Here is a 25,212-nt window from a genome sequence, read left to right as displayed (position 1 = left end):
GACGCCTACTGCGTCGGGCCGGCCGCGGAGGCGTAGGTGCCGGTGCCGCCGCTCGCAAACTTCTTCTTCGCCGTTTCGACCCAGGAGGCGAATTCCTTGTCTTCCACGACGCGAATCGCGATCGGCATGAAGGCGTGATCCTTGCCGCAGAGCTCCGAGCATTGGCCGTAGAACATGCCGGTCTTGGCGGCCTTGAACCAGGTTTCGTTCAGTCGCCCCGGAATGGCGTCGATCTTGACGCCGAACGCCGGCAGCGCGAAGGCGTGGATGACGTCCGCACCGGTCACCTGAACACGAATCACCTTGTTGACCGGCACCACCATCTCGTTGTCGACGCCGAGCAGGCGGGGCTGCTTGTCCTGGGCCATCAGCGAGTCGAACTCGAACTTGCCGTTGTCGGGATAGGCGTAGGACCAGTACCACTGCTTGCCGGTCGCCTTGATGGTCAGGTCCGCCTTCGGCACGTCGAGCTCCAGGAACAGCAGGCGGAACGACGGCACCGAGATGCCGACCAGGATCAGCACCGGAACCAGCGTCCAGGCCACCTCGATCAGCGTGTTGTGGGTGGTCCGCGACGGCACCGGATTGGCCCTCGCGTTGAACTTGATGACCACGACCACCAGCAGCGCCAGAACGAACAGCGTAATCAGCGCGATGAGCACGAACAGGAAGTTGTGGAACCAGACGATATTGTCCATCACCGGCGAGCCGGACTGCTGGAGCGTCCACTCCCATGGCGCCGGCTGCCCAAGCTCGGCAAATGCCGCGCTGCCCGTCGCCAGTGTCAGACCAGCTACGGCCAATCCCAGCAAATGCCGGCCTACCCGGCCCTTCGACATCCTCATGCCGTTCGCGCTCCCCTTACGAAATCACCCCAGGTGCGTCCCCCTATTTCCGGGAAACGCTTATTCGATCCGTCCGTCTGACAAACCGCCACTCAAGAATACCTCTAAGAGGAATTGGGGCCAGATCGCTAGAACGCCGAAATCAAGCTTCTCAAACCATAATTCTTGATCTATCGCAATGCAGTCTTGAACCCCATCTGCCAGCGATCACCCGCAAGATATTTCCTAGTAACATCAGACAAAAATACCGTTTCCCGGGATGCTGCGGCTTGACAGCGGAATTGCCCGTTGTAGGCACTGGCGAACGGCCGCACAGGAACCTGATTCGTGCCGGCGGCGGCGACCTCGGCGGCGCGGAATTTGCTTGGGAATTGCCTTCAAGACGCCGTCATTTCCGTATCAGTCCACCCGCGCAAGCGACCCAAGCGAGCAGAGGGACCGACCCCGATGGGGCTTTCGAGATGCATGGCAAGGCCGGATAGCAGCCTCAACGCGCTGATCGGCCTTCTGGCCGCCGCCCTTCTCCTTGCTTTACCCAGCCTCGCCCATGCGCAGGGCGCGGTGCGCTCCGTCCATGGCGACTGGCAGATTCGCTGCGACACCCCGCCGGGCGCCCAGGCCGAGCAATGCGCCCTGATCCAGAGCGTCGTGGCCGAAGACCGCTCCAATGCCGGCCTGACCGTGATCGTGCTCAAGACCGCCGACCAGAAGAGCCGCCTGATGCGCGTGGTCGCCCCCCTGGGCGTCCTGCTACCCTCCGGCCTCGGGCTGAAGCTCGACAATCAGGACGTCGGCCGCGCCGGCTTCGTCCGCTGCCTGCCCAATGGCTGCGTCGCCGAGGTCGTCATGGACGACAAGCTGCTCGGCCAGCTCCGCACCGCCAAGACCGCGACCTTCATCATTTTCGAGACGCCGGAAGAAGGCATCGGCTTCCCGCTCAGCCTGAACGGACTGGGTGAGGGGTACGACAAGCTGCCGTAGGCAGCTGGACCTATTGTTTCCGTAATGTGAGGCTTCGCGCCCTCGCGGAACTGGTCTGAAACCATTATCTTGCCCCACATCTCCAGATAATGGACGGACACATGACCAATCCCGCCACAACCTCCCTGCTCGACCGCGCCAATCTCGACCGCGACCAGGTTCGCCACGAGGTCGCGCGCGGGCTTGCCGGCGCCGACGACGGCGAGCTGTTCCTGGAGTACAGCCAGACCGAAGCGCTGATGTTCGACAATGGGCGGCTGAAGCAGGCGACCTACGACACCTCCCAGGGTTTTGGCCTGCGCGCCGTCAAGGACGACGCGGTCGGCTACGCCCATTCCTCCGACGTGTCGCTGCCGGCGCTGATTCGCGCCGCCGACGCGGTGGCGGCCGTGCGCGGCGGCTACTCCGGCAGCTTTTCGGCCCCTCCCCCGCATACCAATGTGCGGCTCTATGGCGACGACAACCCGCTCGATGCGCCGGGCTTCGAGACCAAGGTCAAGCTGCTCGCCGAGATCGACGCCTATCTGCGCGACAAGGATCCGCGGGTGCGGCAGGTCAGCGTCAGCCTGGGCGCAACCTGGCAGGTGGTCGAGATCCTGCGGCCCGACGGCGAGAGCTATCGCGACATCCGCCCGCTGGTGCGTGTCAACGTCTCCGTCGTCGCCGGCCAGGGCGACCGCCAGGAGAGCGGCAGCAAGGGCTATGGCGGCCGCGCCGGCTATGCCGAATTCATCGAGAGCAAGAACTGGCGCGACGCCGCCGACGGCGCGCTGCGCGAGGCGCTGGTCAACCTGGAATCAATTCCCGCCCCCGCCGGCGAGATGGACGTCGTGCTTGGCGCAGGCTGGCCCGGCGTGATGCTGCATGAAGCGGTCGGCCACGGGCTCGAAGGCGACTTCAACCGCAAGAGGACCTCGGCCTTTGCCGGCCTGATGGGCCGGCAGGTCGCGGCCAAGGGCGTCACCGTGGTCGACGACGGCACTATTGCCTCGCGCCGCGGCTCGCTCTCGATCGACGACGAGGGCACGCCGACCAATCGCACCGTGCTGATCGAGGACGGCATCCTGGTCGGCTACATGCAGGACCGCCAGAACGCGCGGCTGATGAACATGAAGCCGACCGGCAACGGCCGCCGCCAGGGCTATGCCCATGTGCCGATGCCGCGCATGACCAACACCTACATGCTCGCGGGCGATCGCGATCCGGCCGAGATCCTGGCGTCGGTGAAGAACGGCGTCTTCGCCGCGAATTTCGGCGGCGGCCAGGTCGACATCACCTCGGGCAAATACGTGTTTCAGTGCACCGAGGCCTACAAGATCGAGAACGGCAAGATCGGCGCCCCGCTGAAGGGCGCCATGCTGATCGGCAACGGGCCGACCGACCTGCATCGCATCCGCATGATCGGCAACGATCTCGCGCTCGATACCGGCATCGGCACCTGCGGCAAGAACGGCCAGGGCGTGCCGGTTGGCGTCGGCCAGCCGTCGCTTCTGATGGAACGCATTACGGTGGGTGGAACAGGCGCATGAGTGTTGAGAAGATGACTGCGACCACCACCAAGCGGAAGAGCAGCGGCTGGGGCGGGCAACTGGTGCAACTCGCCGGCATCGTCGCCGCGGTGTTCATCGCCAAGGGCGCGCTCGCCGAGCCGTTCTACGTGCCGTCGGGCTCTATGGAGCCGACGCTGCTGATCGGCGACGCCCTGCTCGCCTCGAAATTCCCCTACGGCTACGGCACCTCCTCGCTGCCGATCCAGATCAACCTGCCCGAGAGCGGCCGCGTGTTCGCGGAGACGCCGAAGCAGGGCGACGTCGTGGTGTTCCGCTGGCCCGGCGATCGCTCGCAGGCCTGGGTCAAGCGCGTGGTGGGTCTGCCCGGCGACCGCATCCAGATGCGGCAGGGCCAGCTCTTCATCAACGACCGGCCCGCCGAGCTCAAGCCCGACGGCATCGGCGCCGCCGAGGACGACAATGGCGGCAGCGAGCCTGCCTACCGCTATGTCGAGACGCTGCCGAACGGCGTCTCGCACCTGATCTTCAAGATGCGCGACAACGGCCCGCTCGACAACACGCCGGAGGTGACGGTGCCGGCCGGACATCTCTTCGTGCTCGGCGATAACAGAGACAACTCCGCCGACAGCCGCGTGCCGCTGCGCTCCGGCGGCGTCGGCCTGCTGCCGATCGACAATCTGGTCGGGCGCGCGGATGCCGTGCTCGGCTCCTGGGATCTCGGCATGCGCGGCCAGCCGGTGTGGACCTGGCTGTCCGGTTTCCGCCTCGCGCGGTTCTTCACAGCGGTGCATTGACCGGAAGTCTCCTCACCTCACGATGAACCGCGACGAATTCCTCGCGCTCGCGCTGAGAAATCCCGTCAACGTTACGATCATCGGCGAACTCGCGCGGCTCGCCCTTCCGGATGCGTGGCTGGTCGCAGGTTGCCTGGTGCAGACGGTGTGGAACGTGCTCACGGGCCGCGCCGTCGATCACGGCATCGCCGACTACGACGTGTTCTATTTCGATCCCGATACGTCGTGGGAGGCGGAAGACGCGGTGATCCGCAAGCTGCAGGCACGGCTGGCGCATCTCGGCGTCAAGGTCGAGATCCGCAATCAGGCGCGCGTGCATCTGTGGTACCCCGACAAGCACGGCCTGCCCTATTCGCCGTTGACGCGTTCAACCGACGGCATCGACCGCTTCCTGACGGAGAATACCCAGCTCGGTATCCAACCCGCGGGCGGGAGCTTCGACGTCTATGCGCCGCACGGGTTCGACGACGTCGCGCGATTGATCGTGCGGCCCAATCGGGCACAGAATTTTTCCATTGCCAATTACGCGGCGAAGGCCGCGCGATGGAAGGCGCTGTGGCCGGAGCTCACGGTCATTGCGGCGGAGTGAGATGCCTCGCCACGTCATGGCCGGGCTTGACCCGGCCATCCACGCGCAGCCGCGATGGAGAAACGACGTGGATGCCCGGGACAAGCCCGGGCATGACGACCGTGTATTCGACGTTAGCTAAATCCTACCGCACCACGCCCGACGTGAACCCCGCCTTGCGGCGCGGTGGCTTGATTTCCTTTTTCAGGAAGCAGCGTGCCTCGCGGCCGGTGTAGCCGGGGCGGGCATAGGTGAAGGCGCGGCATTTGTTGTCGGCGGTGCAGGCGGCCTTGCAAGCCTCCTCGCCTTCGCCGTCCTTGAGCTCAAAATTGCGCAGGTCGCCACCGGGGCGGTCGATCGAGGTCTCCACGCCTTCGACGCGCGGCTCGATCACGCCGGCGCCGCGCACACCGGAGATGCAGCAATTGCCCGGCACGCGCGGCGGCACCGTGTTCTTGAGCCAGCACACCGCCGCGGCGCCGTCGATGTCGGGATAGCTGAAGCTCCACGAGCGGCAACGGCGGTCGCGCTCGCACAGCAGCGCGCAATCCTCGGGGTCGCCCGATGTGACCGGCGTGCTGAAATAGTCGCCGCCGGGCCGGTCGAATGCCGTCTGGGCGCGCGCAGGCCAGCTCGCAAGCACGAGCGAGAGCAGCGCGGCGCATGCCACGACGCTTGCCAAGACCCTTGCCATGACGGACAGGCGGCCCTTCCCCATCAGAACAGCTTTCGAGTTATTGACGACGCTCAGGTTTTTTCAGCCGGTCATTTGATCGCCGCAAACCTGTATGGGCGATGAACGGCTTAAGTCCCGGTCGTTGGCCTGTTGGTCTAGAACGCGTACTCCGCGTAGGCCGGTTCCACGGAGCCCTTCCAGGGGCCGTTGAACTTCTCGAGCATTTCCTCGGCCGGCGTGCGGCCGGAATCGATAATGCGGTCGAGCGGCTCCAAATGCCGCGTTTCGTCGCGGCCGAGCTGGTCGATCCGGCCGCGCCGGCGCAGGCCGGCATGTGCCAGAACGAGGCATTCCTTGGCGATCTCGAACAGATAGCGGTCCTTGATCCGCGCCTTGAAGCCGAAGCGCGGCACGTCGTCGCGCAGGGCCTGGCGCTCATGCGCGCTCCAGTGCTTCACCATGTCCCAGGCGGCATCGAGCGACACATCGTCATAGAGCAGCCCGACCCAGAACGCCGGCAGCGCCGGCAGACGGCCCCACGGTCCGCCGTCGGAGCCGCGCATCTCGAGATAGCGCTTCAGCCGCACTTCCGGGAAGATCGTCGAGAGATGGTTGGCCCAGTCCGACAATGTCGGCCGCTCGCCGGGAAGATTGTTGTTGCGGCCGTCGAAGAAGGCGCGGAACGAGGAGCCCGAGACGTCGATGTAGTCTTCGCCGCGCTTGACGAAATACATGGGCACGTCGAGCGCGTAGTCGACATAGCGCTCGAAGCCCATGCCGTCCTCGAACGCCCAGGGCATCATGCCCGCGCGCGCATTGTCCGTGTCGCGCCAGATCTCGGAGCGGAAGGAGAGGAATCCGTTCGGCTTGCCTTCGGTGAACGGCGAATTTGCGAACAGCGCGGTCGCGACCGGCTGGAGCGCGAGCGACACACGCAGCTTCTTGACCATGTCGGCTTCGGAGGAGAAGTCGAGATTGGTCTGCACCGTACAGGTCCGGTACATCATATCGAGGCCGTACTGGCCGACCTTCGGCATGTAGTTGGTCATGATCTTGTAGCGGCCCTTGGGCATCACCGGGATGTCGGCGCGCGACCAGGACGGCGTCATGCCGAGCCCGAGGAAGCCGATGCCGAGCGGCGCTGCGATCTCGCGCACCTGCGCCAGATGCGCCATCAGCTCGCTCTGGGTCTGGTGCACGTTCTCGACCGGCGCACCGGAAAGCTCGAACTGTCCGCCCGGCTCGAGCGAGATCGCGCCGCCGCCGGTGACGTCGTAGAGGCCGATGATGTTGCCCTTCTCCATGATCGGCTCCCAGCCGAGCAGGAGCTTCATGCCCTCGAGCAGCGCGCCGATGCCGCGTGCGCCTTCGTAAGGCACCGGGCGGTGCCCCTCGAGCGTGAAAGGCGTCTTCTCGTGCTCGGTGCCCATGCGGAATTCGGACGGGTCCTTGCAGCCTTCCTCGAACCACGCAACGAGCTCGTCGCGCGATTGCAACGGCGTCATATCGATCTGGTCTCGCGCCATATCAAACTCTAATCAAAAGCGCTTCGACCGAATGCGCGGGTGACAGGGATGGTCCGCGAACCGACGGGCGCGCGGACGTGCTGGTTTGCCGCGCGATCATCGCGGCGGCGTGCTTTCGTTGACGTTGGCGACGGGCGGAAGCTTCATCTCGCCGCACGAGCAGCCCAGCCGGTCGAGCAGGCCGCTGAGCTTGACGGCATCGGCATCGGACAGCTTCGAGCCGACATATTTCTCGATCGCAGCGGAATAGGCACTCCACATCCGCTTCTGCAACTCGCGGCCGGCTTCCGTGATCTCGACGAACTGTCCGCGCTTGTCGATCTTGCATTCGCGCCGCGAGGCAAGGCCCTCATCGACCAGGCGGTCGATCAGGCGCGAGGTGGAGTATTGCGGGATCAGCATCTGCCGTTCGAGTTCCACCGGCCGCAACTCGCCGGAGGGCGCGCGGGACAGTTCGAGCAGCGCATCATACCAAGCCAGCGGCGGGAACCCCGCCTTCTTCAGGTCCTGCTCGACGCAGTCGAGCACGCGGCTCTGCACCCGCATCAGGCGGATCCAGGCGGCGGTTGCCTCGGTCGATGGCTTGCGTTTCATGGTCCCGCTCAAACTCGTCGCCCGTCTCTTACCCTACTCGATGCACCTGCATCAATCTTGACTATTGCATGCAGCTGCATGTAGGCGTTCATTCGCCCAAGCCAAGCAACAAGAGGAGGAAATTCCATGAAACTCTATTACTCGCCCGGCGCCTGCTCCCTGTCCCCCCACATCGCACTCCTCGAAGCCGGCCTGCCCTACGAGCTGGTCAAGGTCGATATCCGGGCCAAGAAGCTCGAAAATGGTGAGGATTATCTGAAGCTGAACCCCAAGGGGCAGGTCCCTGCGCTGGGGCTCGACAGCGGTGAGATCGTGACCGAAGGCCCGGTGATTGTCCAGATGATCGCCGACCAGGCTTCTGCCAAGGCGCTGGCGCCGGCCCACGGCAGCGCCGAGCGCTACAAGCTGCTCGAATGGCTGAACTTCCTCACCTCGGAGGTGCACAAGAGCTTCGGCCCGATGTTCGCGCCGGCGCTGAACGACGAGGCCAAGGCGTTCTTCAAGGACCGCGTCATGGGCAAGCTGAAATACATCGACAGCCAGCTCGCCGGCCGCGACTACCTGATGGGCAAGCAGTTCACGGTTGCCGACGGCTATCTCTTCACGATGCTGACCTGGGCCGACCGGATGAAGTTTGATCTTTCGGCGATGCCCAACCTCACCGCCTACAAGACCCGCGTCGCGGCACGGCCGCAGGTGCAGGAGGCGCTGAGGAAGGAAGGCCTCGCGCAGGCAAAGTAAGCGCTCGCAAGACGCAGGCAGCGAAAGGCCGGACCGACGATTCGGCCTTTCTTTTTATGCTGCCGGGCGGCGCGGGAGCGAACCCATTGCGCCGGATCATCGTACCTTAGTTTGACTTATGAACTCCTGTTCGCCAAACGTAAGTAGTGCTGTCTTGTCAGCACTCGCAAAGCGGGCGAGCTTGGCTGAATTGTTTGAAGATTTTTTGGGCTCTCATCGGAGTTGAACTTGACGATTGCCTTCGTCCTGATCGTCGCAAGTGCGTTGGTGGGAATCGCGACAGGTTGCGTTTTCAAGATCTGGGCGCTGGTTGTGATCTCACCGTTGATCGCAGTGTTCTCGGCGATAATTCTGCGCGCTTACGAATTCGGGATGATGGCGGGCGTGATCGTCATTGCCATCTGTCTTGCCGTCTGCCAGCTCGCCTATTTCGCGGCAGCCTATGTGCTGCACGCGCGCCACGTCTCATCCCATGACGAAATCGACGGCGAGCCAGGCGAGACAGGCGAGCAGAAAATCCACCGCGAGCACAAGTAACGCCAAGGCTGCCCAAAGCACCGGGCCCTTGCGGCGCAGGCGCGCCGGCTTTTGTTGCGGCGACAGGCGACCATTCGCGGGCGCAACGGTGTATTTCGCGGTGAGATCGCGGCCAAGCGCGGTCTTCCGCAGCACCAAGGAGTTCATCAAGGACACTTTCTTATTTTCTCTTCAACTCGCCGATGGATCGGCAAGCGTCCCAACCGGGTTCGTGACCCTGACCCGCAGCAAGACTAGTGCCAGGGCCGAGCAAAAGAACGGCGCCGCTTTGGCGCGCCTATGACAATTGCGCGACACCGCGGCAGCGGGGACTCTGGCACGGTTCCTACGCGAATTCTGTGACCGGTTCCACAGATCGGGAACCTCCTGACGCAACCGTGATGACGTCTCCCCAAACAAAAAGGCCGGATCGACGATCCGGCCTTTGTTCTCAAATGGCCTTGGGTGATCAGGCCGCCGCCTTCTTCGGCGCGAAGCGGCCGTAGAAGGTTTCGCCCTTCGCCGCCATCTCCTCAAGAAGCTTCGGCGGCGTGAAGCGCGAGCCGTATTTCGCTTCCAGCTTGTGGCAGAGCTCGACGAACTTCTTCGTGCCCATGAAGTCGATGTAGGACAGCGTGCCGCCGGTGAACGGCGCGAAGCCGAAGCCGAGGATCGAGCCGACATCCGCTTCGCGCGGATCGGTGATGACGTGGTCCTCCACCGTGCGCGCGGCTTCCACCGCCTGCACCACCAGGAAGCGCTGCTTCAGTTCCTCGACGTCGAGCGTGTCGGGGTCGAGCTGCTTCGGCTGGAGCGCCGAGAGGCCCGGCCACAGGCTCTTCTGACCCTTGCCCTTCTCGGGATAGTCGTAGAAGCCCTTGCTGTTCTTGCGGCCGAGTCGGCCCTGCTTCTCGACCATCTCCACCATCAGCTTCTTCTGATCGGGGTTGATGGCGTTCGGACCGAGATCGGCTTCGGTCGCCTTCATGATCTTGAGGCCGAGGTCGAGCGCCACTTCGTCCGACAGCGAGAGCGGGCCGACCGGCATGCCGGCCATCTTGGCGCAGTTCTCGATCATCGCCGGCGGCACGCCTTCCAGGAACATCTCGTTGCCTTCGGCGACGTAGCGGCCGACGCAACGGTTGGCGAAGAAGCCACGGCTGTCGTTGACCACGATCGGCGTCTTGCCGATCTGCCGGACATAGTCGAGCGCGGTCGCGAGCGCGACATCGCCGGTGTTCTTGCCGAGGATGATCTCGACCAGCATCATCTTCTCGACCGGCGAGAAGAAATGGATGCCGACGAACTTGCCCTGGTCCTTGAAGGCTTCCGCGAGCGAGGTGATCGGCAGCGTCGAGGTGTTCGACGCGAAGATCACGTCCGGCTTCAGATATTCCTGCGCCTTGGCGAACGTCTCCGCCTTGACCTTGCGGTCCTCGAACACGGCCTCGATGACGAGGTCGACGTCCTTCAGAGCTGCATAGTCGGCCGTCGGCGTGATGCGCGCGAGCAGCGCTTCGGCATCCGTGGGCTTGGCGCGGCCCTTCTTGATCTGCTCCTCGATCACCTTCTGCGCATGCGCCTTGCCCTTGTCGGCGCTTTCCTGGTCGCGATCGATCAGGACCACGTCGAGGCCGGCACGCGCGGAGACGTAGCCGACGCTCGCGCCCATGAAGCCGGCGCCGATCACAGCGATCTTCTTCACCTTGGTTGCGGGCACGTCCTTCGGACGGCGCGCGCCCTTGTTGAGCTCCTGCATCGACAGGAACAGGCTGCGGATCATCGCGGCCGCTTCCTTGGAGCGCAGCACCGAGGTGAAGTAGCGCGACTCGACCCGCAGCGCGGCGTCGATCGGCAGCTGCAGGCCTTCATAGACGCAGCTCATGATCGCGCGCGCGGCCGGATAGTTGTCGTAGGTCTCGCGGCGATAGATCGCGTTGCCGGCCGGGAACATCATCATGCCGGCCTTGGAGAACACCGGACCGCCGGGCAGCTTGAAGCCCTTCTCGTCCCAGGGCGCGACGGCCTTACCGCCGCCCTTGATCCAGTCTTTCGCGGCCTTGATAAGATCAGCGGCCGGAACGATGGCGTGGATCAGATTGAGTGCCTTGGCCTTCTCGACCGTGACCGGATCGCCCTTGAGCAGAATGGTCATCGCGTCCTGCGGCGGCACCAAGCGCGGCACGCGCTGCGTGCCTCCGGCGCCGGGGAACAGGCCGACCTTGACCTCGGGCAGGCCGAGGCGCGTCTTGGGATTTTCCGCCGCCACGCGATAGTGGCAGCACAGCGTGATCTCGAAACCGCCGCCGAGCGCGAGGCCGTTGATCGCGGCCGCCCACGGCTTGCCGGAGGTCTCGATCGAGCGCAGCACCTGCGAGAAGCGCCGGCTCTGCTCGAACAGCATCTGGTTCGCGGCGGTCTCGCCCTGCTCCCTGAAGACCTTGGCGTAGGCCTGGTTCATGCCCTCGAGCATCGACAGATCGGCGCCGGCGCAGAACGCCTCCTTGGCCGAGGTGATGACGACGCCCTTCACCGCAGCGTCAGCCGTGGTCGCCTTCACGATCGCGTCGAGCTCGCTGGTCGAGGTCTCGTCGAGCACGTTCATCGAACGGCCCGGGATGTCCCAGGTGACGAGCGCGATGCCGTCGGCGTCGGTTTCAACCTTGAAATTCTTGTAAGCCATGTTGGTTGCTCCCCTTCGCCTTAGACGCGCTCGATGATGGTCGCGGTGCCCATGCCGCCGCCGATGCACAGCGTCACAAGGGCAGTGGACTTGTTGGTGCGCTCGAGCTCGTCGAGCACGGTGCCGAGGATCATCGCACCGGTCGCGCCAAGCGGATGGCCGAGCGCGATCGCGCCGCCGTTGACGTTGATCTTGGCGTTGTCGATATCGAAGGCCTGGATGTAGCGCAGCACGACCGAGGCGAAGGCCTCGTTGAGCTCGAACAGGTCGATGTCCGACTTCTTCATGCCGGAGCGCGCGAACAGCTTCTCGGTGACGTCGACCGGACCGGTCAGCATCATCGCGGGCTCGGAGCCGATGTTCGCAAACGCGCGGATTTTTGCGCGCGGCTTCAGGCCGTATTTGCTGCCCGCGTCCTTGCTGCCGAGCAGCACGGCGCCGGCGCCGTCGACGATGCCCGACGAGTTGCCGGCGTGGTGCACGTAATTGACGCGCTCGATTTCGGGGTGCGACTGCACCGCGACGCCGTCGAAGCCGCCCATCTGCGCCATCATCGTGAACGCCGGCTGAAGCTGCGCCAGCGACTGCATCGTCGTCGAAGGACGCATGTGCTCGTCCTTGGCGAGGATGGTGAGGCCGTTGATGTCCTTCACCGGCACGACCGACTTGTTGAAGCGGCCTTCGTCCCAGGCCTTGCCGGCGCGCTGCTGGCTCTGCACGGCGTAAGCGTCGACGTCGTCACGCGAGAAGCCGTACTTCGTCGCGATCAGATCGGCCGAGACGCCCTGCGGCATGAAATAGGCGGGCACCGCCATCGAGGGATCCATCGGCCAGGCGCCGCCGGAGGCGCCGATGCCGACGCGGCTCATCGATTCGGCACCGCCGCCGATGACGAGCTCATGCTGGCCGCTCATCACCTGCGCGGCCGCAAAGTTCACGGCATCGAGACCGGAGGCGCAGAAGCGGCTGATCTGCACGCCTGGCACGGCTTCGCCGAGGCCCGCCTTCAGCGCGGCGAAACGCGCGATGTCGCTGCCTGCTTCACCGACGGGATCGACCACGCCGAGCACGACGTCGTCGACACAATCTTCCGGCAGATTGTTGCGGTCCTTCAGCGCCTTCAACGGCACCGCGGCGAGCGCCAGCGCGGTAACTTCGTGCAGCGCGCCGTCCGCCTTGCCGCGGCCGCGCGGGGTTCGGACGTGGTCGTAGATGTAGGCATCTGCCATGGGAGCCTCCTGATTGCAGCTATTGGTTACGACCGCGACGCGATCGGCATTATTGGTGAAGCGAAAATGCTCAGAACGCTTCTGCCGGCAGTTCCATGATGGTGGCGCAGCCCGACTGGATGCGCGCGAGATTGGCCGCGGTCTCCGGCAACATCCGCTCCATGAAGAAGCGGCCGGTGACGAGCTTGGTCGAGAGATAGGGCGTCGCCCCGCTCTCGGCAATCTTGGCATTGGTCACCTTGGCCATCTTCGCCCACATGTAGCCGAGCGCGACGAAGCCGAAGAGATGCAGGTAATCGGTTGCGGCAGCACCCGCATTGTCCGGCTTCATCATCGCATTCTGCATCAGCCAGGTGGTGGCCTGCTGGAGATGGCCGAGCGAAGCCGAGAGCGGGGTGATGAAGGGTTTTAGCGCCTCGTCGCCGCCGTTCTCCTTGGCGAAGGTCATGACCTCGCCGAAGAAGGCCATGATGGCGCGGCCGCCGTCGCGCGGCAGCTTGCGGCCGACGAGGTCGAGCGCCTGGATGCCGTTGGCGCCTTCATAGATCATCGCAATACGCGCATCGCGCACGAACTGCTCCATGCCCTGCTCGGCGATGTAGCCGTGGCCGCCATACATCTGCTGCGCCTGGACAGCGTTGGCGAAGCCGTAGTCGGTGAGGAAGCCCTTCAGCACCGGCGTCATCAGGCCCATATGGTCGTCGGCGGCCTGACGGTCCTTGGCATCCTCCGACCGGTGAGCAACGTCGCTCTTCAGCGCGGTCCACATCACGAAGGCGCGCGCGGCCTCGTTGAAGGCGCGGATCGACAGCAGCGTGCGGCGCACGTCGGGATGCACGATGATCGGATCGGCCGGCTTGTCCGGCGCCTTGGTGCCGGTCAGCGAACGGCCCTGGATGCGCTCGCGGGCATAGGCGACGGCGTTCTGATAGGCGACCTCGGATTGCGCGAGACCCTGCACGGCGACGCCGAGACGGGCCTCGTTCATCATCACGAACATGCCCTGCATGCCCTTGTTCTCTTCGCCGATCAGCCAGCCGGTGGCGCTATCGTAGTTCATCACGCAGGTGGAATTGCCGTGGATGCCCATCTTGTGTTCGATCGAGCCGCAGACCACGCCGTTGCGTGCGCCGACCGAACCATCGGCATTCACCAGGAATTTCGGCACCACGAACAGCGACACGCCCTTGATGCCGCTAGGCGCGCCCTCAATGCGGGCGAGCACGAGGTGGATGATGTTGTCGGCAAGGTCGTGCTCACCAGCGGAGATGAAGATCTTGGTGCCCGTGATCTTGAAGCTGCCGTCGGGCTGGCGCACCGCCTTGGTGCGGAGCATGCCGAGATCGGTGCCGCAATGCGGCTCGGTCAGGTTCATGGTGCCGGTCCATTCGCCCGCCACCATCTTCGGCACATAGGTCTTCTTCTGCTCGGGGCTGCCGTGCACGATCAGGGCTGCGGTCGCCCCCATGGTGAGGCCGCCATACATCGAGAACGCCATGTTGGCGGAGATCTGGAATTCGTTGACCGCCTGGGAGAGCGTCACCGGCAGGCCCTGCCCGCCGAACTCGGTCGGAGCCGACAGACCAAGCCAGCCGCCCTCGGCGACCTGCTTGAACGCGTCCTTGAAGCCCTTCGGCGTGGTGACACTGCCGTCATCGGCGCGCTTGCAGCCTTCGAGATCGCCGACGCGGTTGAGCGGCTGGAGCACCTCTTCGGCGAGCTTGGCGGCTTCGCCCAGGATCGCCTCGCGCACGTCGCTGGACGCATCGGAGAAGCCGGGCAGATTGTCGTAACGATCGATCTGGAAGACGTCGTTGAGCAGGAAATTCACGTCTTCGACGGGGGCTTTATAGATCGGCATGATGGTCTCCCGGCAGGTACCTTGAAGTCATTGGGGCTTGAAGTGACGATGTTCGCGTGATTCCTGCGGCGCAGCCTTTGCCAGCAAGCTTAGCTGCTTCTGCAACCTCAGGGCAGGGTCATGATGGGGCGGCAAGCTGCTCCGCCATCAGGCGGTGCAGCATGTTGATCGCCTTGAGCGGACGCACCATCACCTTGAAATGCGTGATGCGTCCCTCGGAATCGAAAGTGATGATGTCGACGCCGTTGATCTCGATGCCGTCGATGACGTTCTTGAATTCGAGCACGGCGCCATTGGCGCTCGTCCACTCGCCGACATAGGCGAAGCCGGGACCGCCGAGGACCTTCTCGGCGCTCGACAGATATTTGAAGGTGACGTCGCGGCCGCGCTGGGGCGAATGCACCACAGGGCTTTCGAACACGGCATCGGGATGGAGCAGGTCCCAGAGCGCCTTGCGGTCATGGGACTTCATGTAGCCGTACCAGGAATCGAGGCCAGTCATTCTCGGGCGCCTCCCTAAAGGCCTGGGAAAAAAAGCGAAAACAACCCCATGCACAGTAGCGAAGAGGTTGATTTTGCTTGATCTTCGGGGCGGGTCTTTGGCCCGCTCCGAAGCTGCCTCATATGCACATTGACGCATATGCGCAGATGCGCATAAAGTCAAGCTGGTTGGTCAAGGTCGAAGAAGGGAGGCCGGTGTCATGGCACTGGGCGACGCAATCCTCGCATGCCTGACGGAACGTCCGATGACGGGCTACGAGCTGGCCAAGACGTTCGATTCCTCGATCGGCTTCTTCTGGAAGGCCGACCATCAGCAGATCTATCGCGAGCTCTCCAAGCTGCGCGACCGCGGCTACATCCAGGGCCGCGAGGTCGTGCAGACAGGCAAGCCCAACAAGCTGGTTTATACGCTCACCCCCGAGGGGAGAACAGCGCTGCGGCACTGGGCCGCGCGGCCAAGCACTCCAGCCTCGACCAAGGACGATCTGCTGGTGCGGCTGCATGCGCTCGACAGCATCGATATCGAACCGCTTCGCACCGACCTGATGGCCCGGCTGGAGCACCACCGCGACCGCCACGCCAACTATGAGCGGATTCTGAAAAAGCGATTTCCGGACGGCACGGCGGAGGGCCGGCTCGATCTCGGCAACCTGCTCCTGCTCCGCCTCGGCGCCCGCCACGAGCAGATGGTGGCCGACTTTTGCGAAGAGACACTCGAGGCGCTGTCGACGATGAGCGGCAAGGGCACGGTGCTGCCGCTGGAGGACGGCAAGCGCGAGGGGAAGGGCTGAGGGCTAGATCGGCCTCGGCGGTCCCCGTCACCTCTCCCGCTTGCGGGGGAGGTCGCGCCGAAGGCGCGGGTGAGGGCCTTCTCCTCTTGGGGATCCTCGATTGCGGAAGCACCCTCTCCCCAGCCCTCCCCCGCAGGCGGGGGAGGGAGCGCTCCGACTATGCGGCGAAAGCTGAGGTTCAGTTCATTGGGTTCCCGCCGCCCAACTTTAAGACACCGGGCCTGCGTTCCTTAACCCGTTATTTACCGTAACAGACAAAAGTCGGTTTTCGAGGCAGACGACCCGCGCCAAATCCGATTGTCTTTGCAACCGGCACGCGTGGGAAGGCTGGAGTCGCCGGGTGGGGCGCCGAAGTCGGAACCGGACAGAGTCATGAATTCGCGCGTATCGTGGAGTGTTGACGGCATCGATCCCTCCGTCCGGGAGCGGGCCGAAGCTGCTGCGCGCAGAGCCGGCATGTCACTCAACGATTGGCTGAACTCCACGCTCGGCGAAACTGCCCCGCCAAACTTTCGCGGACCTTACGAGCAGCGTCCGCAACACATGCCGAACCAGGTACCGAGTCCGGAAAGCCGCGAAGTCGCCGACATCCACCAGCGGCTCGACGCGATCACCCAGCAGATCGAACGGATTTCGAAGCCCACCCCTCGCCAGGACTCTTCACGACAAGAGGTCTCGCGCGAGCAGGGCGTCGCACGCCAGCTCAACGACGCGATCTCGCGGCTCGATGCGCGCCTGTCGCAAATCTCAAAGCCGCAGCAGCTGCAACCGCAGCCGCCTCAGGCTCCGCGGCCCGCACCCGTCGAGACGCGCCAGCGCCAGGCCGATGCGGTCGAGCGCGCGGCCGCGCAGGTCTATCGCAGTTCGCCGCCGCTGAGCCCCGCCTCGTTCGACGTTGCCGTCGCCGAGATCACGGCGCGGCAGAGCGAGCTCGACGGCTTTGCGCCCAGGCAGATGCCGCCGCGCGCCGCGCCGTCGATTGCGCCCGCGGCAGCTCCTTTCGCCGCGCCGATGGCGCCACCCGCGCCTGCCTACGCTCCGCCGCCACCGCAGCCGGGGCCGGATTTCTCGTCGCTCGAGCGCCATCTGCTCAAGATCACGAGCCAGATCGAGTCGCTCCAGCGCCCCGACAATACCGAGCAGGCGATCAACGCTTTCCGCAGCGAGCTCGCGGAGATCCGCCACGCCATCACCGAGGCGATGCCGCGCCGCGCGATCGAATCGATCGAAAACGAAATCCGTTCGTTGCACCGTCGCATCGACGAGACCCGCTCGTCCGGCACCGACGGCCAGGTTCTGTCAGGCATCGAGCACGCGCTGTCCGACATCAAGCAGGTGCTGCGCACGCTGACGCCGGCCGAGCAGCTCACCGGCTATGACGAGGCGATCCGCAATCTCGGCGCCAAGCTCGATCTGATCCTGCGCGCCAATGACGATCCGTCCACGGTACGCCAGCTCGAAGGCGCGATCTCGGCGCTGCGCGGCATCGTCTCCAACGTCGCCTCCAACGAAGCGCTGGCACGGCTGTCCGAGGACGTGCAGCTGTTGTCGTCCAAGGTCGACCAGATCACCCGCTCGTCCGGCCCGGGCGACAGCTTTGCCGTGCTCGAGCAGCGCATCGCGGCACTCACCGCCGCGCTGGAGACGCGCGAGCGACCTCAGCCCGCCGAGAGCACCGAGCACCTCGAGGCCGCAATCCGTGCGCTGTCGGATCGTTTCGACCGTATGCAGGTCGGCAGCGATTCGGCCTCGACCTTTGCGCATCTCGAACAGCGCGTCTCCTATCTGCTGGAGCGGATCGAAGCTGCCTCCGATCCGCGCAACACCAATCTCAGCCGCGTCGAGGACGGGCTGCACGACATCCTGCGCCATCTCGAACGGCAGCAGGCGACCTATTCCGCGCTCGCCGAGAGCCGCAGTTCGGCGCCGTCCCCCGATTCCGGCATGGTCGATCTCGTCAAGCGCGAGCTCTCCGACATTCGCTTCAGCCAGGCCGAAACCAACCGCAGCACCCAGGACTCGCTCGAAGCCGTTCACAGCGCGCTCGGCCACGTCGTCGATCGCCTCTCGATGATCGAGGGCGATCTGCGCGCGGTGCGCACCGCGCCGCCGGCCCCTGCGCCGCAGCCGATGCCGATGCCGATGGCTGCGCCCATGGAGCCCGCGCCGATGGCGCGCGAAGCTCGGCAGCAAGCACAGCAGCCGAAATACGATCCGAAGCCTGAGCTGCCGAATCCGGCCGCCATGCAGCAGCCGGCGCATTCCGCCTTCGTGGCCGCGCCGCGCGAATTCCACGCCGCCGCGGCACCTGCCGCTCCGCCGCCGGTCCCGATGGCGCCGACGGCACCGCAAGCCGCACCACCCTTGCCGCCGCGCGCGATCAGTGAAATCCTGGAGCCGCATACGGCGCCCGCCCGCGCCGCGTTGGCGCCGGAATTGCCGCCGGATCATCCGCTCGAGCCTGGCACGCGGCCGGGCGGACGCGTCGCCACGCCGTCGGAGCGCATTGCCGCGTCCGAGAGCGCGATCAGCGGAATTCCCACGGCTCCGAAAGAGCCGGTGTCGTCGTCGAGCTTTATCGCGGCTGCGCGCCGCGCCGCTCAGGCCGCCGCCGCGCAGCCGCCCGAGAAGCCGGCCCGTGGCGCCAAAGCCGCAATCGCCCGCGCCAAGGACAAGGGCCAGGAAGGCGCCTCGACCATCACCTCGAAGATCCGCTCGCTGCTGGTCGGCGCGAGCGTGGTCGTGATCGTGCTCGGCACCTTCAAGATGGCGATGAACCTGCTCGATGGCGGCAGCACGCCGCCGGCGCCGCAGGCGATGGAGAATTCGGTGAGCGAGCCCGCGCCGCAAGCTTCGCCGCCCCTGGTCGAGACCAAGCCCGCCATACCCGAGCAGGTCACGCCCTCGATGACCTCGCCGACGCCGATCGGACGGCAATCCCAGAACAATGCCGCGCCGGCTTCCACGCCCAGTTCCGGCAGCTCGGCCTCGGTTGAAATTCCGCCCGCTCCGGCGGCCGTGCCGCCTGCCGCCAGCGACGTCACCGGCGCGCTGTCGGGGGCCAGCCGCGCGCGGCTTGGCCTCGTCCAGGTGCCGCCGAGCGAGAAACTGCCCGACGCTATCGGCGGCCCTGGCTTGCGCACCGCCGCGATGAAGGGCGATGCCACTGCCGCCTACGAGATCGCCGTGCGCTTTGCCGAAGGCAAGGGCGTCGCTGCAAACTACGACGAAGCTGCGAAATGGTACGACCGCGCGGCGCAGGCCGGCGTGATGCCCGCAACCTTCCGCCTCGGCACGCTCTACGAAAAGGGCCTCGGGGTGAAGAAGGACGCCGACATCGCCCGCCGCTACTACACGCAGGCCGCCGAGCGCGGCAACGCCAAGGCGATGCACAATCTCGCTGTGCTCGATGCCGACGGCGGCGGACGCGGCGCCAATTACAAAAGCGCGGCGCAGTGGTTCAGGAAAGCGGCCGACCGCGGCGTCGCCGACAGCCAGTTCAATCTCGGCATCCTCTATGCCCGCGGCATCGGCGTCGAGCAGAACCTCGCCGAGTCCTACAAATGGTTCAGCCTGGCAGCCGCCCAGGGCGATGCGGACGCCGCCGGCAAGCGCGACGACGTCGCCAAGCGCCTCGATCCGCAATCGCTCGCCGCCGCCAAGCTCGCGATCCAGACTTTCAGCGCCGAACCGCAGCCCGACGATGCCGTCAACGTCCCAGCCCCGAACGGCGGCTGGGACAGCGCGCCGCAGGCGAACGCCAAGCCCGCGCCGAAGCCGGTCGCGACGAAGCGGTCGGCGTCAGCGGCGCACTGAGCCGCATAGCATTAGATTGAACCAAGCGGGCCACGGGCTCGGTGCACCTCTCCCGCTTGCGGGAGAGGTCGGCGCTCGCAAGAGCGCCGGGTGAGGGCTTTATCCTCTTGGGGAGTCTCACTGCGGAGACACCCTCTCCCCAACCCTCCCCCGCAAGCGGGGGAGGGAGCGCACCTTTGTTGTCGCAACGATCGAGCCTAGTTCACACTCTCCTCGCCATCATTCACCACGCCAAAAATTCCTGATCCGCTCGACAGCGAATTCCGCTATTGAGGGACGCGGCAATCGATCCGTCTGGCCGGTGCGTGGTTCAATGCAGCTCTACCTTCCGATCGCCGATCTTCCGGTCAACGTCTTCCTGGTGCTGGCGATGGGCGCTGCGGTCGGCTTCGTCTCCGGCATGTTCGGGATCGGCGGCGGCTTCCTGATGACGCCGCTGCTGATCTTCATCGGCATCACGCCGGCGGTCGCGGTCGCCTCGGTCGCGAGCCACATCGCGGCGTCCTCCTTTTCCGGCGCGATCTCTTACTGGCGGCGGCGCGCGATCGATCCGGCGCTGGCGAGCGTGTTGCTCTGCGGCGGCGTGACCGGCACCGCTTTGGGGGTATGGACCTTCACGCAGCTCCGCGCGCTCGGCCAGCTCGATCTGATGATCGCGCTGTCCTACGTCGTGCTGCTCACCACCGTCGGCAGCCTGATGTTCTCCGAAGGCCTGCGCGCCCTGATGCGGACGCGGCGCGGCACGGTGCCGCCGCGGCGCACGCACAACTGGATCCATGGCCTGCCGCTGAAGATGCGGTTCAAGCGCTCGAAGATCTATCTCTCGGTGATCCCCGTCTTGATCGTCGGCACCATGATCGGCTTTATCGGCGCCATCATGGGCATCGGCGGCGGCTTCATCCTGGTGCCGATCATGATCTACCTGCTGCGAGTGCCGACCTCGACGGTGATCGGGACGTCGATGGTCCTGACCCTGGTCACCATGCTGTTCGCAACCATGCTGCATGCGGTGACCAACCACCTCGTCGATGCCGTCCTGGCGCTGATCCTGATGGTCGGCGGCGTCACCGGCGCGCAGTTCGGCGCACGTGCCGGCCAGAAGATCCGCGGCGAGCAGCTTCGTTTGCTGCTGGGCCTCTTGATCCTCTCGGTCGGCGTCCGCTTTGCGATCGAGCTGGTGATCCGGCCGGAGGATCTCTTCACCATCCGTGAGCTCGGAGTGAGCGGATGATTCGCGCGCTGCTCGCAATCGTTCTCGTCCTGCTGCTCGGTAGCGCCGCGCGGGCCGAGCGGCTGATCGTGTCGGTCTCCAACCACCGCGTCACGGTGACGCCGAATTATTCCGGCGAGGAGCTGGTGCTGTTCGGCTCGGTCGAGAAGGACGCCACGACGCCCGCGGACCGCACGGCTTACGACCTCGTGGTCACCGTGATGGGCCCGCACGCCGACATGGTGACACGGCGGAAAGAACGCACCTTCGGCATCTGGATCAACACCGACTACCGGCAATTCCTGCAGGTGCCGAGCTATCTGGCGCTGTTCGCCAACCGTCCGTTCGACGTCATCACCTCGCCCGACATCGCACGGCGGCAGCAGATCGGGCTGAACAACGTGCGGCTGACCCAGCGCGTCAGCGGCGATTATGCCGACGTGGTGCCGAACGACGCATTCCGCTCCGCCTTCATCCGCCTGCGCACCCAGCGCGGCCTCTATCGCGAGGATGCGAGCGCCGTGACGTTCCTGACGCCGACGCTGTTCCGCACCGGGATTCCGCTGCCGGCGGAGGTGCCGATCGGCACCTATGAGGTCGAGATCAAGCTGTTCGCGGGCGGCGCATTCATCGGCAGGACCGAAACCGCCTTCGAGATCGTCAAGGTCGGTTTCGAGCAGTTCGTCGCGACGACCGCGCGACAGAACGGCCTGATCTATGGCCTCGCCACCGCGGCAATGGCGCTGATGACGGGGTGGATGGCATCGATCGTGTTCCGGAAGGATTGAGACTGACATTCCGGGGCGCGCGTAGCGCGAGCCCGGAATCCATCGATCGGCGGAGTAGGTGGCGCAATGGATTCCGGGCTCGACGCTTCGCGTCGCCCCGGAATGACGACCCCCATCACGGCGCTTCCACCACCGTCGGCACGCCCGGCTCCAGCAATCGCAATCGCGTCCCGAAACCGAGCACGTCGAACGTCTTGCGCAGGTCCTCGCTGTTCTGGCGGAAATGCGCCCAGCCTTCGGTATGCAGCGGCACGATCATCGCATCGGGAAAGGCCCGTGCGGTCTCGATGGTGTCGTTGGTGTCCATGGTGAGATGGAACGGCCCGCGCGTCTGCGCAGCGCCGGCAAAGGGCAGCACCACGCGGCATTTGAAGCGGCGGGCGACCTCGGCAACGCCGTCGAACCAGGTGGTGTCGCCACTGATATAGACCGCGCTTGTGTCCTTGCGGTTTGAGGACACCACGAAGCCGATGACATCGCCCGACAGCGGCTCGATGCCGGCAGGACCGTGACGCGCCGGCGTCGCGGTGATGGTCAGTGAATTGCCGTCACGATCCTTCACATGCGAGGTCGCCCAGGGCGCAAGGCCTTCGGCATGGCCGCCGAGGCGCCTGGCGCCGGCCTCTGTCGTCAGCACGCGCTTCGCATGTTTGAGAAACTCGCGACCGGAATTGTCGAGATTGTCCGAATGCTGGTCGTGGCTGAGCAGGACCGCATCGACCGGACCGATCATATCGGCTGTCAACGCGGGCCCGATCGTCTTCTCCAGCTTCACATGCGGCAGCTGGTACGCGCCTGGCGCATCGAAGGTCGGGTCGGTGAGGAGACGGAAGCCGTCGATCTCGATCAGCGCGGTCGGGCCGCCGATCAGGGTGATGGAGATGGGCATGATGAACCTTCCTTACGATGCGGCCTTTGACGGAAGCGGCTTTGACGAAGGCGACTTGGCCGGCCGGGTCACCAGATAGATGCCGAGTGCGACCGGGATGATGCCGAGCAGGTCGCGGGCCTCGACATGCTCGCCGAGCACGAGGAAGGCGAACAGCATGCCGAGCGGCGGCATCAGGAAATGATAGGCGCTGGCAGCGGTGGCGCCACACACTTTCAGGAGATGAAACCAGAGCCGGTAGGCCAGGATCGAGCCGCCGAGCACGAGGAAGGCGAAGGCGCCGATCAGGCTTGGGGTGACATCGATCGCGTGGACGTCGGCGAAGGTGAGCGCGACCGGCGTCAGCACGATGCCCGCTGCGAGATTCTGCACGCCGTTGCCGATCCACAGGCTCCCCTTCGGCGCGAGCAGCTTGAACAGGATCGTGCCGAGGACGATGGAGGCAAGCGAGGCAAGCGTGAAGACGATGCCGTGCCATGAATCGGTGCCGACCGACAGGCGGTGCCAGACGATTGCCGTCACGCCGATGACGCCGAGCAGGAGACCGCCCGCCTTGCGCCAGGTCATGCCTTCGCCGAGCAACAATGCAGCGAGCGCCGCGGTGAACACCGGATTGGCCGACACGATCAGGCCGCCGAGCCCCGCGGAGACCGATTGCAGGCCGGTGTAGCCGAGGCCGAGATAGAGCGCGTTGTTGGCGATGCCGAGCACGGCGAAGATCGCGGCATCGCGCCAGGACAAGGACCAGCTGTCGCCGCGGATCAGCGTCGCACCGAGGATCAAAATGCCGGCGAGCGAGAAGCGCGCGGCGAGCAGGATCAGCGGCGGGCAATGGGTGACGCCGATCTTGCCGGCGACGAAGGCATAGCTCCAGAGCAGGCAGAACAGGCCGATGGCGAGCGGCAGCGTGTTGAAGCGGCTGCGGGGAACGGGAATCGAGGGGGCGAGCGACATGAGGGCATTCTCGGATGTTTTCTTCTGGCCCTCGATCTAGGGAGGCCGCTTGCCATTTGGAAATTAAATGATTAACTTCCAATCAGTGGATTTTCGAATGGAGGGGCCCATGCTCGATCTCGAGCTTCTGCGCAGCTTCGTCTCGGTCGTCGAGGCCGGTGGCTTCACCCGCGCCGGCGAGCGCGTCCACCGCACGCAATCGACCGTCAGCCAGCAGATCAAGCGGCTGGAGGAGGATGTCGGCCAGGTGCTCCTGCACCGCGACGGCAAGGACGTGCGTCCCACCGAAGCCGGCGAGCGGTTGCTGTCCTACGCCCGGCGGCTGCTCTCGCTTGCGGAAGAGGCGCGCGACGTGCTGAGCCAGCCCGACAGCGAAGGCGCGATCCGGCTCGGCATTCCCGAGGATTTTGCGGCCTATCGCCTGGCGAAATTGCTGGCGACGTTCTCGCGCTCGCATCCCGGCCTGCGGCTCGACGTCCGCGCCGACCAGAGCAAGAACCTCGCCCGCGATCTCGAACGCGGCGAGCTTGATCTGGCGCTTTACAAGCGCGAGGCCGGCGAGAAGGGCGCGATCGCGGTGTGGCCGGAGCGGGTGCACTGGGTCACCAGCAAGAGCCATCCGATCGACGCGGGCGCGCCGTCGGTGCCGCTGATCGGCTTTCCGCTGGGCTGCCTCTATCGCGCCGGCGCCATCCACGCGCTGGAGAGCGCGGGCCGCACCTGGCACATGGCCTACACGTCATCGAGCCTCGCCGGCATCCAGGCCGCGGTCGCCGCCGGCATGGGGCTGAGCATCCTGTCCGAAATGTCGATCCAGGCCGATCATCGCGTGCTGACCGCGAAGGACGGCTTTGCGCCAATCAACAAGACCGAGGTGGCGCTGATGGCTGCGCCGGATGCGAGCCCGGCAACGCTGCGGCTCGCGGATCGACTCGCGGAGTTCTGCGATAACGTGCAGGCGAAGGCGGCCTAGTCGCCACGAGGTCGGTCTGTTCCCTCCCCCCTTGTGGGGGAGGGAGTGCAGTTGTGCACGTGGCGCGCAGCGTGTGTTCAGTACGCTACGCTCAATAACACCGCGACGCGGCAATCGCATGCACGCGGCGGTCGCCGAGCAGATGGGCGACAAAACCGTTCTTCGGGAAGATCTTTGCAAACGCCGCGTCGCGGACGCTGAGGCCGCCGGCATAGGCGCCGAAGGCAGGCATCACGGCGCGCATCCCGTCGCTGGCGAAGCAGCGGCGCTCCATCGAACGGCCGCGCGCGGAGACGCGGGCCTTGGGATGGAGATGGCCGGCGATCTCGCCATGCGCGCCGGTCGGCTCGTGGCGGAACGTGATCGGGCCGATCGCGACCTCGTCGGCGACGGTGCCGCCAAGATCGCGCGGCAGCATCGGATCGTGGTTGCCGGAGATCCAGATCCAGTCGCGACCGGATTGGAGTGCGGCAACGGCGTCGCGATCCTCCGCGGAGAGGCGCTCATGCGCGGTGCGATCGTGAAAACTGTCGCCAAGCGCGATGACGGTGCGCGGATCATGGCGGGAGATGACAGCAGCGAGCCGGCCGAGTGTCGCGATCGTATCGTAAGGCGGCAGCAGCACGCCGCGGCTGGCGAAGCTCGAGCCTTTTTCGAGATGCAGGTCGGAGACGACGAGCAGGCGCTGCTCTTCCCAGAACAGGGCGCCGGAGAGATCGGCGGCGAACGTCACATCGCTGATGGTGACTCTGGAAACGCGCATGT

General features: G+C 65.4%; 22 protein-coding genes. 11 read left to right on the top strand and 11 right to left on the bottom strand.

Features of this window, described 5'->3' with window-relative positions; translation table 11 throughout:
• Positions 1–5: 5 nt before the first annotated feature.
• Positions 6–845, bottom strand: a complete 840-nt coding sequence (gene coxB / locus EI171_RS08485) for a cytochrome c oxidase subunit II (protein ID WP_011083989.1) — start codon at positions 843–845, stop codon at positions 6–8.
• Between the two features lie 447 nt (positions 846–1,292).
• Here coxB and EI171_RS08480 point away from each other — a divergent pair, with 447 nt between their 5' ends.
• The 4 genes from EI171_RS08480 (at position 1,293) to EI171_RS08465 (ending at position 4,720) form a co-directional block, all read left to right on the top strand.
• Positions 1,293–1,826, top strand: a complete 534-nt coding sequence (locus tag EI171_RS08480; protein ID WP_028173706.1) for an invasion associated locus B family protein — start codon at positions 1,293–1,295, stop codon at positions 1,824–1,826.
• 101 nt (positions 1,827–1,927) lie between these two features.
• On the top strand, positions 1,928–3,355 hold the full coding sequence (gene tldD / locus EI171_RS08475; RefSeq protein WP_161533084.1) for a metalloprotease TldD: 1,428 nt from the start codon (positions 1,928–1,930) through the stop codon (positions 3,353–3,355).
• A complete protein-coding gene (gene lepB, locus EI171_RS08470) occupies positions 3,352–4,131 on the top strand; it encodes a signal peptidase I (RefSeq protein ID WP_011083986.1) in 780 nt (259 codons plus the stop codon). Before tldD ends, lepB begins: the two co-directional genes overlap by 4 nt.
• 22 nt (positions 4,132–4,153) lie before the next feature.
• Positions 4,154–4,720 carry a nucleotidyltransferase family protein gene (locus tag EI171_RS08465; protein WP_161533083.1) on the top strand — a complete coding sequence of 189 codons (567 nt, stop codon included), beginning with the start codon at positions 4,154–4,156 and terminating at the stop codon, positions 4,718–4,720.
• A gap of 124 nt (positions 4,721–4,844) precedes the next feature.
• Here the strand turns inward: EI171_RS08465 and EI171_RS08460 are convergent, their stop codons facing one another.
• From EI171_RS08460 to EI171_RS08450, 3 genes are all read right to left on the bottom strand, one after another.
• Positions 4,845–5,417 carry a PAN domain-containing protein gene (locus EI171_RS08460; protein WP_028173708.1) on the bottom strand — a complete coding sequence of 191 codons (573 nt, stop codon included), beginning with the start codon at positions 5,415–5,417 and terminating at the stop codon, positions 4,845–4,847.
• A gap of 113 nt (positions 5,418–5,530) precedes the next feature.
• Positions 5,531–6,901, bottom strand: a complete 1,371-nt coding sequence (locus tag EI171_RS08455; protein WP_161533082.1) for a glutamate--cysteine ligase — start codon at positions 6,899–6,901, stop codon at positions 5,531–5,533.
• Positions 6,902–6,997: 96 nt separating this feature from the next.
• Positions 6,998–7,495 (bottom strand): MarR family winged helix-turn-helix transcriptional regulator, encoded by a 498-nt coding sequence (locus tag EI171_RS08450; RefSeq protein ID WP_011083982.1) that lies wholly within the window; start codon positions 7,493–7,495, stop codon positions 6,998–7,000.
• Positions 7,496–7,621: 126 nt separating this feature from the next.
• Between EI171_RS08450 and gstA the strand changes: the two genes are divergently transcribed.
• Complete coding sequence (gstA, locus tag EI171_RS08445; RefSeq protein WP_011083981.1) at positions 7,622–8,236, top strand: glutathione transferase GstA; 615 nt, start codon at positions 7,622–7,624, stop codon at positions 8,234–8,236.
• Positions 8,237–8,464: 228 nt separating this feature from the next.
• On the top strand, positions 8,465–8,773 hold the full coding sequence (locus EI171_RS08440; protein ID WP_038965291.1) for a hypothetical protein: 309 nt from the start codon (positions 8,465–8,467) through the stop codon (positions 8,771–8,773).
• A gap of 448 nt (positions 8,774–9,221) precedes the next feature.
• Here the strand turns inward: EI171_RS08440 and EI171_RS08435 are convergent, their stop codons facing one another.
• The 4 genes from EI171_RS08435 to EI171_RS08420 form a co-directional block, all read right to left on the bottom strand.
• The gene (locus EI171_RS08435) at positions 9,222–11,435 is read right to left on the bottom strand and encodes an FAD-dependent oxidoreductase (protein WP_161533081.1); all 2,214 of its coding nucleotides are present in this window, start codon (positions 11,433–11,435) and stop codon (positions 9,222–9,224) included.
• 20 nt (positions 11,436–11,455) lie between these two features.
• Positions 11,456–12,664 (bottom strand): acetyl-CoA C-acetyltransferase, encoded by a 1,209-nt coding sequence (locus EI171_RS08430; RefSeq protein WP_011083978.1) that lies wholly within the window; start codon positions 12,662–12,664, stop codon positions 11,456–11,458.
• Positions 12,665–12,734: 70 nt separating this feature from the next.
• Positions 12,735–14,525, bottom strand: a complete 1,791-nt coding sequence (locus EI171_RS08425; RefSeq protein ID WP_161533080.1) for an acyl-CoA dehydrogenase C-terminal domain-containing protein — start codon at positions 14,523–14,525, stop codon at positions 12,735–12,737.
• Positions 14,526–14,643: 118 nt separating this feature from the next.
• Positions 14,644–15,027 carry a nuclear transport factor 2 family protein gene (locus EI171_RS08420; protein WP_161533079.1) on the bottom strand — a complete coding sequence of 128 codons (384 nt, stop codon included), beginning with the start codon at positions 15,025–15,027 and terminating at the stop codon, positions 14,644–14,646.
• 199 nt (positions 15,028–15,226) lie between these two features.
• Between EI171_RS08420 and EI171_RS08415 the strand changes: the two genes are divergently transcribed.
• The 4 genes from EI171_RS08415 (at position 15,227) to EI171_RS08400 (ending at position 21,631) form a co-directional block, all read left to right on the top strand.
• Complete coding sequence (locus tag EI171_RS08415; protein ID WP_161533078.1) at positions 15,227–15,817, top strand: PadR family transcriptional regulator; 591 nt, start codon at positions 15,227–15,229, stop codon at positions 15,815–15,817.
• Positions 15,818–16,189: 372 nt separating this feature from the next.
• Positions 16,190–19,633 (top strand): tetratricopeptide repeat protein, encoded by a 3,444-nt coding sequence (locus EI171_RS08410; protein WP_161533077.1) that lies wholly within the window; start codon positions 16,190–16,192, stop codon positions 19,631–19,633.
• A 313-nt stretch (positions 19,634–19,946) separates the two neighbouring features.
• Positions 19,947–20,864, top strand: a complete 918-nt coding sequence (locus EI171_RS08405; RefSeq protein WP_028172821.1) for a sulfite exporter TauE/SafE family protein — start codon at positions 19,947–19,949, stop codon at positions 20,862–20,864.
• Positions 20,861–21,631, top strand: coding sequence for a TIGR02186 family protein (locus EI171_RS08400; protein WP_161533076.1), 771 nt, complete (start codon positions 20,861–20,863; stop codon positions 21,629–21,631). The genes EI171_RS08405 and EI171_RS08400 overlap by 4 nt, the downstream gene beginning before the upstream one ends.
• Positions 21,632–21,746: 115 nt before the next feature.
• Here the strand turns inward: EI171_RS08400 and EI171_RS08395 are convergent, their stop codons facing one another.
• Both EI171_RS08395 and EI171_RS08390 read right to left on the bottom strand, forming a co-directional pair.
• On the bottom strand, positions 21,747–22,520 hold the full coding sequence (locus tag EI171_RS08395) for an MBL fold metallo-hydrolase (protein WP_161533075.1): 774 nt from the start codon (positions 22,518–22,520) through the stop codon (positions 21,747–21,749).
• A 12-nt stretch (positions 22,521–22,532) separates the two neighbouring features.
• A complete protein-coding gene (locus EI171_RS08390; protein WP_161533074.1) occupies positions 22,533–23,474 on the bottom strand; it encodes a DMT family transporter in 942 nt (313 codons plus the stop codon).
• A 109-nt stretch (positions 23,475–23,583) separates the two neighbouring features.
• Here EI171_RS08390 and EI171_RS08385 point away from each other — a divergent pair, with 109 nt between their 5' ends.
• Positions 23,584–24,447 carry a LysR family transcriptional regulator gene (locus tag EI171_RS08385; RefSeq protein WP_028172817.1) on the top strand — a complete coding sequence of 288 codons (864 nt, stop codon included), beginning with the start codon at positions 23,584–23,586 and terminating at the stop codon, positions 24,445–24,447.
• Positions 24,448–24,538: 91 nt separating this feature from the next.
• Here EI171_RS08385 and pdeM read toward each other — a convergent pair whose 3' ends face one another.
• The gene (gene pdeM, locus EI171_RS08380; RefSeq protein ID WP_202633114.1) at positions 24,539–25,210 is read right to left on the bottom strand and encodes a ligase-associated DNA damage response endonuclease PdeM; all 672 of its coding nucleotides are present in this window, start codon (positions 25,208–25,210) and stop codon (positions 24,539–24,541) included.
• Positions 25,211–25,212: the final 2 nt, after the last annotated feature.

The organism is Bradyrhizobium sp. LCT2 (assembly GCF_009931255.1).
Classification (GTDB): Bacteria; Pseudomonadota; Alphaproteobacteria; order Rhizobiales; family Xanthobacteraceae; genus Bradyrhizobium; species Bradyrhizobium diazoefficiens.
Note: the sequence above shows the minus strand (reverse complement) of the source record. Positions and strands in the feature narration are given on the sequence as shown.